This window comes from Pseudomonas inefficax (assembly GCF_900277125.1).
Taxonomy (GTDB): Bacteria; Pseudomonadota; Gammaproteobacteria; order Pseudomonadales; family Pseudomonadaceae; genus Aquipseudomonas; species Aquipseudomonas inefficax.
In genome coordinates this window covers 174456-189042 of the sequence record NZ_OPYN01000001.1, presented here as the reverse complement: position 1 = coordinate 189042, position 14587 = coordinate 174456, and the positions used below count along the sequence as shown (strand labels likewise).

Below are 14587 nucleotides of genomic sequence, written 5' to 3'. Positions count from 1 at the left end.
GCCCTCGAGCTATCAAAAAGCCAGAGCTAGCGGAAATTCAGATCTAGGTCGAGATCGTCGTCAACCTGTCCTGCATCGTCCTTCGGCAGCAAGTCACTGATCGAAATGGTGGGCAGCAGCTCACGGGTACAGCTAAACGCGATCGATACACCATTCCACAGCGCATCATGCAGCTCCTGAGACTGCCGACGCTTTGTGTCATGTATGCCATTGCCGCTCACGATGATCAAACCACCGCCCGCCGCGTCTGCAATTTTTGCGGTAGTTGTTAACCCGATACCTTGGTTCTCGCTACCCAGGATCTGGGCCATCGCACCCCGGTTGCAGCTCACTCGCGGTTTGAGTGCCGCCTCGATCGCGTGCAAATGCGTGCGGTCATGAAGCTCAGGGTGATTCCTCAGTGTCGCGAGAAACCCACACCCATTATCGACGATGGCCATGCGTACAAGGTTCAATTTTGGATAAAACTGACAGGTCAGCCAAACGGCGGCGTCACCACGTCCCTCTCTGCGGGCGTGAGTAAGCGAGTTTTCCAATAGCTCCTTGAGCGAATACTCCAGAGGGCCCCGGTAGGAGTCAAACTCATTCCGTCCCGTGTGCTCGTCGACTGGGGCATCCGGGTCCGATTGAGTCAACCTTCCCGTAATAGCTCTAGCGAGGCGAGAGGCTGCAGCCTCTGCTTGATGGTGTTCGCTGATTTTGGTGATTTCCACCAACGAGGTGCTTCGGTCGTTTCGACGTCCTACCCCCGATAGATCTACACCCTCTACATCAATGTCCTTGAAAAAATCCATCCTGGCCAGGTAGGAGGTCAGGTCTCTGCTCAAAAACTGCATCGAAACTCGCTTCTGGACCAACTGGTTTTCAAACAACGCTCGCAGCGTGGCCATCCCTAACGGATCGATATACGAGAGGTTGCTAGCGTCTAAAACGATGTCACCAGGGCAGTTAATGATTTCTGCGCACACAGAAAACAGGTCATGGGGCGATCTTGAGCCAAGCCCCCAAGGAAGAACGATCGCGTTTTCAATATCGATGGCCTGCATGCAATTCCCTGGCAACGGAGCTAACCCTTTCGGATAGATATAGGGCTCGATAGTAGCCCATTGCCTGCCGGGTAAGCACTCACCTATTTTTTGACGAGTAGTGCCGGCATAGAATTGGCGCGCGGCAGTAGCGGCCTGTGGATGGTGGATCGCGCTCGCCTTGGGCTCAACACGCACGAAGAAAACACGGCCAACGCCCTGCCACGGGTCAGCCATTCAAGCAAAGATGGCCAGATCAAAGCCTTGTGCGAGAGCACTGGAGCAGGTTTGTGAGTCCGCCGAGCAGTTTCATCTCCGACGTCTGCTGTGGGCAAAGGCAAAGCTGGAAGGGGAACAGCGAAGAGTGACCCGATCAGCGCTGTACCGCACCGCATGTATCAGGTCTGGGGCTTGAGCTGTTAGATCGCATAAGGCTACCTTGGCCGGCAACTGGAGAACGAACTGCTCCTCGTCTTCCAATGCGTTGGCGTGGAAGTAACTGAGGAAGTACTCGCTTTGACGGAACTGGTCAGAAGCGATCTCCTCCAGGCGTTACAGCCCACTGGGCAGGCCTTCCTGACAGGCCTGGTAGAAGGGGTCGAGCAAGTATAGGCCGTCCAGGCAGGAAAGCATGGACGGCGTTCCCCACCGGGAGCCGGCGTCGTACTCCTCCAGCGGCTTGGGCACTCCCTCGCCGGGGTACAAGGCAGCCAGCGCATTGTCGAAGGGCAACCACTGGTGCAGCAGCAGGATCAGCAACCTCCAGAAATGATCTATGCCATGACGCTACACCACAACAATAATCGACACGCTTACAGGAGCATTGATTGGCGTCACAGCTGTTCAAGGAGATGTTGTCTAGGCTGGACAATACGGCAGCGGCCGATATTTCCCACCCAGCTTGGGAGTTGATCATGATGGAGCCCATCGCCGTGGTACAGATCTGGCAATACCTTTTTGGCGGACTAAAGGCGGTATTGCACTGATCATGCTGGCCATATTTGGCCTGTTTTATGTGGCTCGTGCACTATGGCCACCTGTCACAGGCACTACAGTTATTTAATTTTGTTGCTCTGTCCGCTGACGCAACTCTTCGGGCACAACCATGGCGGGTATTCTCACCAGAAGGGTGAAAACTCGTCCAAACCGGACAACAAAGGGAACTACTTCATGCACACCGAATCGTGCCAGCATGACCATGACCATGACCACTCGCACCCGTATGAGCAACCGGATGGTAGTCAGCGCGATTTGGTATGCGGTATGACGGTGCCACCGGATAGTCGCTACTTCGAGCTATACGAGGGAAGGACATACCGCTTCTGCAGTGAAAAGTGCCTGACGAAATTCCGCGCAGCGCCTGTGCATTATCTTAGCCCTCCCCAGGACCAAGAACACGCGGGCCATCTCCACTCGGCTGCCCCGCAGCCAAGCAACGCGGCGGACGCCGAATACACTTGCCCGATGCATCCCCAAATCCGCCAGCGTGGGCCGGGCAGTTGCCCAATCTGTGGCATGGCCCTAGAGCCGGTAATACCGGAGCTTGAGGAAGACGAGAACCCGGAACTCAAGGACTTCTCCCGCCGCTTCTGGTGGACCTTGCCCCTGACGGTCATCGTGACCGTGTTGGCCATGACTGCCCACCAACTCCAATTGCTGCATGGTGCCACACAGAATTGGGTGGAGTTGATTCTGGCCACTCCCGTGACACTATGGGCTGGCTGGCCGTTTTTCGTGCGTGGGGTCGCATCGATTCGTAATCGCAGCCCGAATATGTGGACCCTGATAGGTTTGGGAACGGCTGCGGCGTACCTATACAGCGTTGCGGCCACAGTGTTCCCGCAGGTTTTCCCGACGACTTTCATGCAGGATGGCCGCATCGGTGTCTACTTCGAAGCGGCTGCAGTCATCATCTCATTAACGTTGCTCGGCCAAATGCTCGAGCTCAAGGCGCGCTCACAAACCTCCGCCGCCATCAAGTCGCTCCTGGGTCTTGCCCCCAAGACGGCCCGTCGCATCGGGGCCGATGGTCAGGAGGAAGATATTCCGCTCACCCACGTGCATACGGGCGACCACCTGCGCGTTCGCCCTGGCGAGAAGGTGCCGGTCGACGGGGTGGTCCTGGAAGGCGAAAGTGCTATCGATGAATCCATGCTGACAGGCGAGCCCGTGCCAGTGATGAAGAAAGCTGGGGATGCACTCATCGGTGCCACGCTGAATACCCACGGCAGCCTTGTGATGGCGGCGCAGAAGGTCGGCGCCGAGACAGTGCTCTCGCAAATCGTGCAGATGGTCGCGCGGGCTCAGCGCTCGAAAGCCCCGATGCAGCGGATGGCGGACACCGTGGCCGGCTATTTCGTCATGGGGGTGATTCTGGTCGCGCTGGTCACGCTCTTCGGCTGGGGGCTTTTCGGACCGGAGCCTGGCTGGGTCTTCGGCCTGATCAATGCGGTCGCGGTCCTGATCATTGCCTGCCCCTGCGCGCTCGGCCTAGCCACTCCCATGTCGATCATGGTCGCTACCGGGAAGGCTGCCAGCAGTGGCGTGCTCTTCCGAGACGCCAGTGCTATCGAGAACCTCTGCAAGATCGACACGCTGATCGTCGACAAGACCGGGACCCTCACCGAGGGCCGGCCAGTGTTTCATAGCGTGGTCGGTACCGGGCAGTTCATGCCACCCGAAGTCTTGCGCCTTGCCGCCAGCCTGGACCAAGGCAGCGAGCATCCGCTGGCACATGCGATTGTCGATCATGCGCGAGCGCATGGACACAGCTTGTCCAAGCCAGAGGCGTTTGAGTCGGGCTCTGGGATCGGTGTACGTGGCCAGGTGAACGGCAAACGGCTGCAGCTTGGCAACACGACCTTGATGGAAGAGGCTGGCCTCGACACCAGTCCGTTGCGAGACCGCGCCGAGCAGCTGCGTCTGGAAGGCATGAGTATCATGTACTTGGCCGTCGATGGCGTGCTCGCTGGCCTGCTAGCGGTGTCCGATCCGGTCAAACCCACCTCCAAGGAGGCGGTAACCCGGCTACAGGCAGAAGATGTGAAGGTCATCATGGCCACCGGCGACGGCCTGACTACGGCACGTGCGGTCGCGAAACAACTCGGCATCGAGGAAGTCCACGGAGAAGTGAAACCCGAGGACAAGGAGCAACTGGTGGCGCTCCTGCAGGGCGATAAGCGCCGGGTTGCCATGGCAGGAGATGGGATCAACGATGCCCCTGCGCTGGCCCGGGCTGATGTCGGGATCGCCATGGGAACTGGCACCGATGTTGCCATGAACAGCTCCCAGTTGACGCTGGTCAAGGGCGACCTGATGGGCATCCTGCGGGCCAGAACACTATCCGTGGCCACGGTGAAGAACATGCGTCAAAACTTGGGCTTCGCATTCTTCTACAACGCTATGGGCATACCGCTGGCGGCAGGTTTGTTCTACCCGCTTACCGGCCATCTATTGTCACCGATGATTGCGGCATTGGCCATGAGCGTAAGTTCGGCTTCCGTGGTATTCAACGCACTGCGGCTGAAGCGCGTAGTCACAGACTGAAATGGGCACACCGCAACCTATGAGAGGAAGTTCCGCCATCAGCGTTTCAACGCCTGATCCATATGACTGACTGTCTAGGGCTTTGGCCTTAGCGGGTATGTCCGCGAGTTCGGCGCCAATCTGGTCCTGATGGAGGACATCGGGCAACTGCGACGTCCGCCATCTTCTGCCAAGATCGTAAGGGACAATTGTGATGCAGCAGGGGCCGCCGCCAGAGGAGTTGGACAAGATTTCAGGGCGAAGATAAATCCTTTGACCGGGCCTTGACCTTGTCATCGTGTCAAGGTTGAAGCTGTAAATGCGGCGAGAAAAGCCGTACCAGCATGAGAGGCCCGCTATGTTCGTTTTGGAAGTTTCCGGTATGGGATGTGGCAGTTGTGTCAACAAGATCACCAAGGCCATCCAGGCTGCCGATGGCGACGCGAAGGTGATCGTTGATCGTGCTGCCGGTACAGTGAGTGTCCAAAGCAACATCGAGGCGGAACGCGTCGGTGCACTGGTCCAGGCGCTTGGTTACCCAACCAAAGTCAGTCGCTAAGTCTCGTTACCGCTCAGATGGCAAGCCGCCGTGCCATGTTTCATGGCGCGGTTTCTTCATATACAGCCTGATGTCGACTGACTCCGGGTCGGGATAGCCAGCAATACTCCCCAAGAAATGGACGGCCTTCGATCACCCAGTGCCGAGTCAAGCTGTGGACGTTGACGCTGATCAAGAAAATGCTTCGCGATTGGTGTTTATCTTGAGTAAATGTATAGGCCAGCCTGGCTCACATACCCCGGCCCCTCGTTGGAGCTCATTCACAATGATGACTGCCAAGCGGTTTAGTTCTATGGCCTTGGGGATATCCCTGCTCATCCCTCTGGGGCTGGTCATGGCAAACCCTACGGGTAACGTCTACACGGCCAATGAACGGTCCGCTTCCATTAGCCAGGTAAATCTTGCGACAGGTGATGTGAGCACGGTCGCCTTGCCGATCGCACCCCACAACCTACAGGTTTCGCCCGACGGCAGCTTGCTTCTGGTTGTTGGAGTGGCTGGACATGCGGGGCATTCGAGCGGTGAAAAGCCCGGTGGGCAGTTGCTGGTGTTCAGTACCAGCGCGCTGGACAGGCCACCGTTCAGCTTCCCGGCAGGCGATCACCCGGCTCATGTGGTCACCGACGTCACCGGGCTGCGAGCTTTTGTGACCGATTCCGCTGCCAACCAGGTGCGAGTATTTGACCTTGAGCAGCGAATCGAGTTGCCCGGTATTCCAACTGGGCGTTATCCCCATGGGCTGCGCTTGAGCCCTGATGGCCGGACACTCTATATCGCGAACATGAAGAGCGACAGCGTATCGCTTATCGATGTCGTCACACTCAAAGAAACCGCGCAGATTCCCGTGGGCAAAGGCCCTGTCCAGGTCGGCTTTGCCCCTGACGGTCGCCTGGCATTCGTCTCGCTCAGTGCGACAAATCAGCTTGGCATCATCGACACGGCCAGACGCAAGGTGATCAGCAAGGTTGATGTCGGCCGCACGCCAATCCAGATGATGGCCACCGTTGACGGTCGCCAGGTCTATGTCGCGAATCAGGGCAGTGGCCAGAATCCGGACGACCGAGTCTCCATCGTAGATCTCCAGACGCGTAGCAGCCTGGGCACCGTGACCACCGGCAAGGGTGCCCATGGTGTGGCCATCAGCAGCGACGGCGCTTATGTGTTTGTCAGCAATATTGAAGCGGGCACCGTATCTGTCATCGATACGAGCAGCCGAAAGGTCGTTGCTACCCATAAGGTTGGCGCCGGGCCAAACGGGATCAGCTTCGAGCCGCCGAGTGCCCAATAATAGCCCGTCGGTGTACAACCCGAGCACGACGCGAAAAATGAGCATTCACGCCGGCGCAGTAATTTGCTTGTCGTGCCAGGTGAGGCCTAGCGCCCAGACCAAGGCATCCGGCTTTAAAACAGTGCTAAGGAGATGATGATGAACAACGTTCGAAATTTACTGATCGGACTTTGTTTGGCCGCAGCGTCCGTGGGCGCCATGGCGCAAAACACCGATGAACACTCGACACATCACCCGGCCGATGCGCCAAGCGCGGCGGCTACCGAGAAGACGCCTTCTCAGCCAATGGACAAAGGGCAAATGGCGGCGATGGACCAGCAAATGAAGGCCATGCAAGCCATGCACGAAAAGATGGCTGCAGCCAAAACGCCGGAAGCCCGTCAGGCGTTGATGGCCGAGCATATGGCGCTGATGAAAAATGGCATGGCCATGATGAAGTCCATGGAGGGTGGCATGCCTGAAATGGGGGGCATGCATGGCGGCATGGGCGGGGATATGGCCGCCCGCCACCAGATGATGGAAAAGCGCATGGACATGATGGAGTCGATGATGCAGATGATGATGGACCGCATGCCATCTGCTGCATCGAAGTAACCCATCTCCTTTCCCAGGAGTCGCTATGAACCCTCACTTCGATGAAAACGGCTCACCACACAGTTTCTGGCGTTCACGCTATGCAATCGGCCTGGTGGTAATCGGTGGGATCGCCGTCTACTTCCTGCTCACCGAGCACCTTGCCCATGTCGTTGGAGCCCTGCCTTATCTGTTGTTGCTCGCCTGTCCGCTGATGCATGTCTTCATGCATCGAGGACATGGGGGACACCATCACCAGGGCCAGAGCAAACCGGCCCCCTCCGATAAGGCTGATATCCATAAGCCGGGAGATCCATCATGAATCATGGTGAAAGCGCGTATGGCCTCTGGTCGCTGGTTTTCATCAACTCCGCGATCTTCATCATGTTTGCCTTCAGTTTCTTCAAGCCGGCAACGGCGAGAGACTGGAGGAGCTTCGGTGCATTCTCGGCCTTCATCGTTGCCCTGTTTGTGGAAATGTATGGCTTCCCCCTGACGATCTATCTGTTGTCAGGCTGGTTGCAGGCCAGGTTCCCCAACCTCGATCTGCTTTCCCACGAATCCGGCCATCTGTGGTCGACGTTGCTCGGTGACCAGGGCAACCCACACTTCAGTGTTTTGCACATTGCCAGTTACCTATTCCTGGGTTTCGGCTTCTATTTGCTTTCTGCCGCCTGGAACGTGCTATATCACGCGCAACGCCGCCGTTCACTTGCAACGGTCGGGCCCTATGGCTGGATCAGACATCCGCAGTACGTGGCATTTGTGCTGATTCTTCTGGGCTTTCTCCTTCAGTGGCCGACGCTGCTGACGCTGGCAATGTTCCCGGTGTTGCTGGTGATGTACGGGCGTTTGGCGGTTTCCGAAGAGCGGGAAATGCACAAGCAGTTTGGCGCTGCCTACGAAGCTTATACCCGCGTTACGCCTAGGTTCGTTCCGCACCTGCGCGAAAGGTTGGGTGGGGGTCATAGAGGCTGAAGCGTAGGACGAAGGAGCTACATGCCAGGAGGGTTTCAGCGGCAGTGTTTCTAGCGGGAATAGGGTATCCAAAGTCTGTTTGCTCGGATAACACTCTGAGTTGTCGCGGGTTTTCTTGTCGACAAGCTCGGTGGAATCCTTGTTGGCGTTCGGATAACTCAGGCAGTTGGATGACTTTGCGATGCCCTGTCCGCTTTCGACCCATATAGATCGTGATGCACGAAGATCTCTGCTCAAACGTCAGCTACTACTCTGATCTGAATGCATCCCGGCTACAGAGCGCAAAGACCAACTAGCGTCCCGAGGCACAGAGCTGAAGGCGGCGCGGTCAGGAATTGCGGCAGCACTTTTTCCAAAGTTTGGCTAAATGACCCTGCCTATCAGCTCTAATAGGCAGGGTTAGAAGTCAATCCGTCACTGCTTGCGAATGCCTACGATCGTCGCTGTGCCCCCATTCATTCGGAAATCGAAGCTGACCTTGTCGCCTACCTTGAGTCCCTTGAGTTGCTGCTCGGTAGCGCTGAAGCCCATGGTCATTGCCGGCCATTTCAGGGCTGATACTGGTCCATGCGCCAAGGTAACTTTACCTGGTTCCAAAGCTTTGATGGTTCCCTCAGCCGATGCAGTCGGAGCCGCCTGGCTGCCTTGGGTCTCGTTGCCTTCCATGGGCATATTCTTCATATCCGTGCCATACATGTCTTGGGCCTGCACCGCCGCCGCAACGGCGAACACCAGGCCAGCGCTGATCAGTAGCTTCTTCATCGGGTTACTCCTGTTTGGGGGTTATCGTGTACAGCGAGTCCGCGGCGCCTGACGAGCCAGTAAGCCGCAGGGATTACAAATAGTGAGAGCAAAGGCGCGGTGAGCATGCCGCCGACCATGGGTACAGCGATCCGGCTCATGACTTCGCTGCCGGTACCGCTACTCCAGAGGATTGGCATCAAGCCTGCGACGATCACTGCTACGGTCATGGCTTTGGGGCGGATGCGCTGCACGGCCCCTTCGCGGATAGCATCCAGAAGCGCAGGTTGCCCCTGCGTACCGTTGCCGTTTCGTTCAGTCCAGGCATTGTTGAGGTAGATCAGCATGATGACTCCAAACTCTGCTGCGACCCCAGCCAAGGCGATAAAACCGACACCCGTGGCCACCGACAGGTTGTAGCCCATCATGTACAGCAGCCATACGCCGCCGGTTAGCGCAAATGGCAAGGTAGCCATGATCAGCAGCGCTTCACCGAGGCGGCCAAACGTGAGGTAGAGAAGGACGAAAATAATGGCCAGCGTCGCCGGTACTACCCATGCTAAGCGCGCATTGGCGCGCTCCAGGTATTCGAACTGCCCGGAATAGCTCAAGCTTATGCCAGGATCGAGCTTCACCTGCTGATCGACTAGCCGGCGCAGGTCGGCAACGACGGAGGACAGGTCCCGTCTCCGCACGTCGATATACACCCAGCCCGAGGGGCGCGCGTTTTCACTCTTGAGCATGGGTGGACCGTCCGCAATACGCACCCGTGCCACGGTTCCCAGTGTGATTCGCCCCCCTTGGCTGGTGTAAATCGGTAGCTGCCGCAGGGCATCAACAGAGTCACGCCACTCCCGTGGGTACCGAACACTGATGGGATATCGCGCCAGGCCTTCTACGGTTTCGCCGATGTTTTCGCCCCCAACGGCGCCGGCAACAATCGCTTGGACATCAGCAATGTTCAGGCCGTAACGCGCTGCGAATTGGCGGTCGATATCCAGATCGATGTAGCGTCCACCGGTTAATCGCTCGGCGAGGGCGGAAGTCACCCCTGGAACCGTTTTGGCCACCTTCTCGATAGCCAGAGTCACCCGGTCGATCTCATTCAAATTGCTGCCGGCAACCTTTACGCCGATCGGGCTTTTGATACCGGTTGCGAGCATGTCGATACGGTTTCGAATCGGTGGGATCCAGATATTGGTTAGCCCAGGTACCTGCACGGTACGGTCCAGCTCTTCGATCAGCTTCTCAGTGGTCATCCCTGCTCGCCACTGATCCTTCGGTTTAAGTCGGACAGTCGTCTCGAACATCTCCAGCGGGGCCGGGTCGGTCGCTGATTCAGCCCGGCCCGCTTTACCGAAGACACTGGCGACCTCCGGTACCGTTCGGATCAGCCGGTCCGTACGTTGCAAAAGCTCAGAGGCTTTCTGCGCCGAAAGACCTGGCAGGGCAGTCGGCATGTACAGCAAATCGCCTTCATCCAGTGGCGGCAAGAATTCGCCGCCGAGCTGGCTCAGGGGCCAGACACTGCTGAGCAAAATCAACAGTGCACCCGCCAACGTGAGCTTTGGCCGGCGTAGAACGATCTCCAATGCTGGGCGATAGAGCCGTATCAGGGTTCGATTGAGTGGGTTGCGCTCTTCTGCCGGTAAACGACCCCGAATCCAGTACCCCATCAGCACGGGTACCAGGGTAACCGAAAGGCCCGCTGCTGCTGCCATTGCATAAGTCTTGGTGAATGCGAGGGGCGCAAACAGCCTTCCCTCCTGAGCCTGCAAGGTGAATACCGGTATGAAGGACAGCGTAATGATCATGAGGCTGAAGAACAGCGCAGGCCCGACCTCGACTGCTGCCTCAGTCATCACTTTCCAATGATCTTCGCCACGCAACGACTTTCCAGGGTGCCACGTATGCCAAGCCTCAACCCGTTTGTGCGCGTTCTCAATCATCACCACAGCGGCGTCCACCATCGCACCGATTGCAATGGCTATGCCCCCAAGCGACATGATGTTGGCGTTGATGCCCTGGTGGCGCATGACGATCAGGGCAATGAGGACACCAACCGGAAGCGAGACGATGGCGACCAACGATGAGCGCAGATGCCAAAGAAATGCAGCGCACACCAGTGCGACCACGATGAACTCTTCAATCAGCTTCTGGCTCAGATTTTCCACAGCACGATCGATCAACTGGCTACGGTCGTAGGTAGTGACCAGCTCGACCCCGGCAGGCAGGCTTTTTTCCAGCGATTCAAGCTTGGATTTGACGTGAGCGATGGCATCTTTCGCATTCTTGCCACTGCGCAGAATTACTACGCCGCCCACCGCTTCGCCCTGTCCATCAAGCTCGCCGATGCCGCGACGTGCCTCAGGGCCCAGCTGTACAGTGGCTACATCGCCCAGTGTTACGGGTATACCCTTCGCAGCCAGGCGCAGGGGAATGGCTCGGAAATCATCGAGTGACTTCAGATAGCCGGAAGCCCTTACCATGAACTCAGCTTCGCCTTGTTCGAGCACGCCGCCACCGGTTTCCTGATTGGCCTTGGCGATGGCGTCCGAAACCTCAACTTGAGTGATTCCCAAGCTGGCCATGCGCAGCGGATCGAGCACTACCTGGTACTGCTTGACCATCCCGCCTATCGTCGCCACTTCGGCAACGTCCGGAAGAGTTTTCAACTCGAAGCGCAGGAACCAGTCCTGAAGGCTGCGCAGCTGTGCCAGGTCATGGGTACCACTGCGGTCCACCAGCGCATACTGGTAGATCCAGCCTACACCAGTGGCATCGGGTCCGAGCACTGGCTTAGCGGACGCCGGTAATCGAGACTGAACCTGGCTTAGGTATTCGAGCACCCTGGACCGCGCCCAATAGAGATCTGTGCCGTCCTCAAACAACACATATACGAAGCTGTCTCCAAATGCTGAAAAGCCCCGCACTGTCTTGGCTCCGGGTACGGAAAGCATTGTGGTGGTCAGGGGATATGTCACCTGATTTTCCACGATCTGCGGTGCCTGCCCTGGGTAGGAGGTGCGGATAATCACCTGCACATCTGACAGGTCAGGCAACGCGTCGATCGGCAAACTGCGCAGAGAGAAAACGCCCCAAGCTACGGCAAACAGTGTTGCCAGCAGGACCAGGACGCGGTTGCCAACCGACCAACGAATCAGGTTCGCGATCATGGCTGGTTCTCCTGCTGGGTTATTTGCTCGATGACCATGCCTTCATCGCGCTCGCGCACTCCAAACCGGATGCGTTCGCCAACCTTGAGTCCGGCAATCAAGCGGGGATCTGCCACAGGGAAAGTCATCGTCATACCAGGCATGCCCAGCGTCACGAACGGTCCATGAGCGATGGTCAGCTGATTACCTTCTATTTGAACGATGCGCCCATTGGCCTGATGTAGAGCCGGCTGTACAGGTTGCGCAAGTGGAGCATCGCCAGCAGTAACGGCCTCGATACCTTTCAAGCTCGCTTCGGAGTCCAGCAGAAACTGCCCGGACGCCACAACGCGCTGGCCCGCCTGAAGGCCTCGCAGCACGACCACCTGGCCAGCACTTTCCTGGCCGAGCACTACTTCCACCGGCCGGAATCGACCTCCGTCTTCTGACACCATTACGAGATCGCGTTTCCCCGTCCGAATGATCGCCTCGGCTGGCACCAGTAGGCTGTCATCCTGTTGCCCGGACGGATGGAGGGAAACCTGCGCGGTCATGCCTGGGCGCAACCGGCCGCCGGGGTTGGGCAGTTCTATACGAAGCCGCAAGGTGCGGCTTTGCAGATCCGCATCAGCCAGCAATGCGGTCAGCTTGCCGGGAACAGGTTCGCCTGGGAACGCTGCCAGATTCGCCTGCACTGCCTGTCCTTCCTGTAGGCCTTGGGCTTGCGCTTCAGGTACTGCGGCCTCAAGCCAGACGTTCGCGATACCATTGATCTTCGCCAACGTTGCACCCGGTGTCATTGTCATGCCTGGCCGCAATTCCAGAGCCTGAAGGACGCCTGCTGTTGGGGCCAAGAGCGTTACCGAATTCTGGACCCTTCCCGTACGGTCAATCCGGTTGATAAGATCGGCAGGCATACCCGCCAGCAGTAGTCGTTGCCGAGCTGCAGCGCGCAATTCATTGTCCCCAGATCGCTGAAGCGCCAGGTACTCTTCCTGCAAGCCCGCCCATTCAGGCGTCAACACATCTGCCAATGGGGCGCCCTTGGCAACCACGTCGCCTGTAGCGCGGCCATAGGTGCGTTCGACGTAGCCACCGGTACGAGCCTGCAGAACGCTAAAATCCCGCTCATCGAAGGTAAGCACGCCGCTCACCTGGAGGGTTCGAGCAAGCTGCCCTTTCGCTACGGTAGCCAGACGGACCCCCAGGTTTTGTTGGAGCCCCTGTGAAACTTGAACTGCGGGGCTCACCTCAGCAGCGGTGCTTTCCTGGTACTTCGGCACCAGTGGCATGTCCATGAAGGGCGACTTGCCCGGTGCTGGAAAGTGCTGCTGGGGGTACATCGGGTCATACCAATACAGCACCTTCTGTAGCGTTTCAGGGGAGGCAGTGGACACCTGCCCACGCTTTGCTAGCTGATAGCCAACGCCACCGCCGATAGCCAACGCGGCCAATACCACAAGGCTGATAGTTGAATTTCTCATGCGCGCACCTCTCCATACGCGAAGTGCAGCCGTGCAGCTGTCGCGGCCAACTGTCCTTGCAGATCGATGTCTTGCAGTCGTGTTTCAACCCGCTGACGTCGAGCGGTGAGAACCTCACTTAAGGGTGATTTACCGGCTCGATAGTCAGCAAGGGCGAGGCGGACTCGATCCTCCGCTAGCGGTAACAATGTTTCACGGCTGCGCTGCACTGCTCGCTGCAATCGCTGGTAATCCGCAAGATCTGTCTCCAGCTGCGCTTTATGCTCACGCAATGCCGCTTCCTGTTCGTCCTCCAGTTGCCGGACTTGTGCGCGACGTGCCGCGATCATCGGGTCCTGCCGTGAGCCAGCGAACAAGGGCAGTTGGAAACTTACCTGCAGGCTCACCATATTGCTGAATTCAGGCCCGCGCCGCTGGTAATCCACCTGCCACCCCCAGTCCGACTTCTTTTCTGCCAAGGCTTGGTGCACTTGAGCTTGTGCTTCCCGCGTAAGGGCGTTGTAGGTCGCCAATTCTGGATGTGCATGTATAGCGTGTAGATAGTCCGGCGCGCTCACTGGCCAGCGCGGAAATGCTTGAGCTTGCGGATCAGCATCCTCTCCAATCCATCGCTTGAGTGCAGCCCGTGCCTGAGCGGCCTGTGTGAGCAGAACATCTTTTTGCTCATCGAGTTGCGCAGCTTCCTGGTCAGGAGCAAGTGCGTCGGCCGTCGCGCCGGTACCGCCGGCCAGGCGTGCGCGGATTGCTGCGGCCAACAGACCGTTTTCTTTGTAGAAGTCCTCAAACTGCTGCAGTTTCCGTTGAACGGTGTACGCCGCGACCCAAGCTTGGGCTGTGGCAGCACGCACTTTTAAGCGCTCGAACACCGCCTCTGCATCGGCTCGCTCAACGCTCGCTCGTGCCGTCTCAACTCGTGCCTCCCGCTTGTCCCGGTTTGGTACTTCCTGGGAGAGGCCGACAACCTGCATCGTCATGAAATCGCGGTTCATGCTCCAACGATCACTGCCGTCAACAGGAAGGTTCTGCACTCCTAGGTTGAGACGTGGATCAGGCAGCTCGCCTGCTGGGATCACAGCGTGTCGAGCGGCCGTCATTTGCTCTTGCCTGGCCTGGAGGATGGGGGCATTGCGTTCGGCAAGTTGAAGCGCTTCCTCCAGAGACAACGGTGTAGCCTGAGCCGGTAACGTCGACAACAGGCTGATCAGAGCGGCCAGACATGCCATCCCTAATCGGTAACGTGGGGGAGTCATGGAAATGAT

The 14587-nt window shown here is 57.9% G+C and carries 12 protein-coding genes and 1 pseudogene; 7 read left to right on the top strand and 6 right to left on the bottom strand.

Features of this window, described 5'->3' with window-relative positions:
- Positions 1-26: 26 nt before the first annotated feature.
- Both JV551A3_RS30810 and JV551A3_RS30805 read right to left on the bottom strand, forming a co-directional pair.
- Entirely contained in the window at positions 27-1046 is a 1020-nt protein-coding gene (locus JV551A3_RS30810; protein WP_015268415.1) for an ATP-binding protein, read from the bottom strand.
- A 423-nt stretch (positions 1047-1469) separates the two neighbouring features.
- Positions 1470-1805: pseudogene (locus tag JV551A3_RS30805) on the bottom strand (helix-turn-helix transcriptional regulator); the annotation flags it as partial.
- Between the two features lie 47 nt (positions 1806-1852).
- On the opposite strand from JV551A3_RS30805, the gene JV551A3_RS30605 reads away from it, so the two are divergent.
- The 7 genes from JV551A3_RS30605 (at position 1853) to JV551A3_RS00885 (ending at position 7948) form a co-directional block, all read left to right on the top strand.
- Entirely contained in the window at positions 1853-2011 is a 159-nt protein-coding gene (locus JV551A3_RS30605) for a hypothetical protein (protein ID WP_011953098.1), read from the top strand.
- 43 nt (positions 2012-2054) lie between these two features.
- A complete protein-coding gene (locus JV551A3_RS00910; protein ID WP_012269848.1) occupies positions 2055-4571 on the top strand; it encodes a heavy metal translocating P-type ATPase in 2517 nt (838 codons plus the stop codon).
- Positions 4572-4908: 337 nt separating this feature from the next.
- On the top strand, positions 4909-5109 hold the full coding sequence (locus JV551A3_RS00905; RefSeq protein ID WP_004575963.1) for a heavy-metal-associated domain-containing protein: 201 nt from the start codon (positions 4909-4911) through the stop codon (positions 5107-5109).
- 265 nt (positions 5110-5374) lie between these two features.
- Positions 5375-6397 carry a YVTN family beta-propeller repeat protein gene (locus JV551A3_RS00900; RefSeq protein WP_011953096.1) on the top strand — a complete coding sequence of 341 codons (1023 nt, stop codon included), beginning with the start codon at positions 5375-5377 and terminating at the stop codon, positions 6395-6397.
- Between the two features lie 138 nt (positions 6398-6535).
- Positions 6536-6991 (top strand): hypothetical protein, encoded by a 456-nt coding sequence (locus JV551A3_RS00895; protein WP_011953095.1) that lies wholly within the window; start codon positions 6536-6538, stop codon positions 6989-6991.
- 25 nt (positions 6992-7016) lie between these two features.
- A complete protein-coding gene (locus tag JV551A3_RS00890) occupies positions 7017-7292 on the top strand; it encodes a DUF2933 domain-containing protein (RefSeq protein WP_011953094.1) in 276 nt (91 codons plus the stop codon).
- Positions 7289-7948 (top strand): methyltransferase family protein, encoded by a 660-nt coding sequence (locus tag JV551A3_RS00885; protein WP_011953093.1) that lies wholly within the window; start codon positions 7289-7291, stop codon positions 7946-7948. Before JV551A3_RS00890 ends, JV551A3_RS00885 begins: the two co-directional genes overlap by 4 nt.
- A gap of 414 nt (positions 7949-8362) precedes the next feature.
- Here JV551A3_RS00885 and JV551A3_RS00875 read toward each other — a convergent pair whose 3' ends face one another.
- From JV551A3_RS00875 to JV551A3_RS00860, 4 genes are read right to left on the bottom strand one after another with little or no spacing between them, the layout of a single operon-like run.
- Entirely contained in the window at positions 8363-8710 is a 348-nt protein-coding gene (locus JV551A3_RS00875; protein WP_011953092.1) for a copper-binding protein, read from the bottom strand.
- Positions 8707-11865, bottom strand: coding sequence for an efflux RND transporter permease subunit (locus JV551A3_RS00870; RefSeq protein ID WP_011953091.1), 3159 nt, complete (start codon positions 11863-11865; stop codon positions 8707-8709). Before JV551A3_RS00870 ends, JV551A3_RS00875 begins: the two co-directional genes overlap by 4 nt.
- Positions 11862-13328, bottom strand: coding sequence for an efflux RND transporter periplasmic adaptor subunit (locus JV551A3_RS00865; RefSeq protein WP_011953090.1), 1467 nt, complete (start codon positions 13326-13328; stop codon positions 11862-11864). Before JV551A3_RS00865 ends, JV551A3_RS00870 begins: the two co-directional genes overlap by 4 nt.
- Positions 13325-14578 (bottom strand): TolC family protein, encoded by a 1254-nt coding sequence (locus tag JV551A3_RS00860; protein ID WP_133978228.1) that lies wholly within the window; start codon positions 14576-14578, stop codon positions 13325-13327. Before JV551A3_RS00860 ends, JV551A3_RS00865 begins: the two co-directional genes overlap by 4 nt.
- Positions 14579-14587 lie beyond the last annotated feature (9 nt).

Excerpts from the sequence above, each read along its gene's own strand:
- JV551A3_RS30810 (WP_015268415.1), bottom strand. The coding sequence starts at position 1,046 with ATGCAGGCCATCGATATTGAAAACGCGATCGTTCTTCCTTGGGGGCTT.
- JV551A3_RS00910 (WP_012269848.1), top strand. The coding sequence starts at position 2,055 with ATGGCCACCTGTCACAGGCACTACAGTTATTTAATTTTGTTGCTCTGT.
- JV551A3_RS00905 (WP_004575963.1), top strand. The coding sequence starts at position 4,909 with ATGTTCGTTTTGGAAGTTTCCGGTATGGGATGTGGCAGTTGTGTCAAC.
- JV551A3_RS00900 (WP_011953096.1), top strand. The coding sequence starts at position 5,375 with ATGATGACTGCCAAGCGGTTTAGTTCTATGGCCTTGGGGATATCCCTG.
- JV551A3_RS00895 (WP_011953095.1), top strand. The coding sequence starts at position 6,536 with ATGAACAACGTTCGAAATTTACTGATCGGACTTTGTTTGGCCGCAGCG.
- JV551A3_RS00890 (WP_011953094.1), top strand. The coding sequence starts at position 7,017 with ATGAACCCTCACTTCGATGAAAACGGCTCACCACACAGTTTCTGGCGT.
- JV551A3_RS00885 (WP_011953093.1), top strand. The coding sequence starts at position 7,289 with ATGAATCATGGTGAAAGCGCGTATGGCCTCTGGTCGCTGGTTTTCATC.
- JV551A3_RS00875 (WP_011953092.1), bottom strand. The coding sequence starts at position 8,710 with ATGAAGAAGCTACTGATCAGCGCTGGCCTGGTGTTCGCCGTTGCGGCG.
- JV551A3_RS00870 (WP_011953091.1), bottom strand. The coding sequence starts at position 11,865 with ATGATCGCGAACCTGATTCGTTGGTCGGTTGGCAACCGCGTCCTGGTC.
- JV551A3_RS00865 (WP_011953090.1), bottom strand. The coding sequence starts at position 13,328 with ATGAGAAATTCAACTATCAGCCTTGTGGTATTGGCCGCGTTGGCTATC.
- JV551A3_RS00860 (WP_133978228.1), bottom strand. The coding sequence starts at position 14,578 with ATGACTCCCCCACGTTACCGATTAGGGATGGCATGTCTGGCCGCTCTG.